Source organism: Mesorhizobium sp. M1406, assembly GCF_040317555.1.
Lineage (GTDB): Bacteria > Pseudomonadota > Alphaproteobacteria > Rhizobiales > Rhizobiaceae > Mesorhizobium.
Genome location: NZ_JAMYKW010000155.1, coordinates 1 through 1,449 on the forward strand (window position 1 = coordinate 1; position 1,449 = coordinate 1,449).

General features: G+C 56.3%; 2 protein-coding genes. Both read right to left on the reverse strand.

Annotated elements, in window-relative coordinates:
* On the reverse strand, positions 1 to 248 hold a 248-nt coding region (locus NKH03_RS34665), incomplete at its 3' end, for a hypothetical protein (protein ID WP_352973331.1).
* 78 nt (positions 249 to 326) lie between these two features.
* The gene (locus NKH03_RS34670) at positions 327 to 1,361 is read right to left on the reverse strand and encodes an IS110 family RNA-guided transposase (protein WP_352608060.1); all 1,035 of its coding nucleotides are present in this window, start codon (positions 1,359 to 1,361) and stop codon (positions 327 to 329) included.
* Positions 1,362 to 1,449: the final 88 nt, after the last annotated feature.

Here is a 1,449-nt window from a genome sequence, read left to right on the forward strand (position 1 = left end):
GCCAAGGAGAGCTGCATCTCTTCGCGGCGCACCCAATTCCATATGTGGACGGCTCCCACTTGCAAGTGTTTTTTGCGGATATTTTTGATCGGATCGCTTGCATCCATATGTGCGGCCTTTGTGTGTGGTCGCACATGACCACTGGCCAAGATGGTTTCCGCAACGCGTGTTCCTAACACGGCAACGACCTCGAAAGGCCACTGGAATTGGCGGAGTGTCACGCGTCTTGGATCGATCGATCGCACCATCTGCTTTTCTCTTGCAAGTTCACAGCATCAGCTCAACACGGTAGCATTTTTATCGTGCTCGCCGTGGTGGCCAATTTCCTAAATTGCCTGTGTTTGTTCTTCCGGTCGCCGGTACGTTTCGCCGCTCACCATAAGCTTCCAGGCAATTCGGGCGATCTTATTCGCGAGCGCCACCGCCACCAGCTTCGTTTTCTTCCGTTGCAGGAGTTCGATCAGCCATCGGGAAGCATGTCTGCTTCGACCGGTTCTGACATGCTGAAGAAGGGCAGTTGCGCCAACCACCAATACGCTCCTCAGCATTTCGTCGCCAGCACGTGTGATCACCCCCAGTCTGACCTTGCCTGCGGACGAATGGTCTTTGGGCGTGAGTCCTATCCAGGCGGCAAAATCGCGACCCGACTTGAACGTTCGGGGATCTGGGGTCTTCATCATCAAAAGCGATGCGCCGACCGGCCCGACGCCCGGAATTTCGGCCAGGCGCCTGCTGCATTGATCGGAGCGATGCAACGCGGTTAATTTCTCCTCGACGACTTTCGTTTCGGCAAGCAAATCTCGATACTCAACGCCATGCATGGCAAAGAGCTCGCGGGCCAATTCAGGCAGGGCTTGATCAGCCGCAATGCGCTCCAATAGCGGTTCGATCCGGCACATGCCGGTGGCCGCGACGATGCCGAACTCCATGGCGAAACCGCGAATAGCATTGGCAAGCTGTGTCCGATTGCGGATGAGTCTCTCTCGCACACCGACCAGCATTAACGCAGCCTGCTGTTCCGCGCTCTTTACCGGCACGAAGCGCATGGTGGGTCGGCTCATCGCCTCACACAAGGCTTCCGCATCCGCCGCGTCGTTCTTGCCGCGCTTGACATAAGGCTTGGCCAATTGCGGCGCGATCAATTTTACGTCGTGGCCGAAGGAATCTAACAACCTCGCCCAATGATGAGAGCCACCGCAAGCTTCGAGTGCGACGGTGGTCGGTGGTGCTTTCTCGAAGAATTTCACCATCTCCCTACGCGAAAGCTTCTTGCGCAGGATTGGTTGCTCGGCTGCGTTCACGCCATGCAATTGGAAAACGCTCTTTGACGTATCGACACCAATTCGGATAATCTCTTCCACGGACGGTCTCCCTCGATTGAGCTTTCAACGAACTCATTCTGGCACATCGCGATGCCGTTGGGAGCCGTCCACCCCAACACGGCATCAG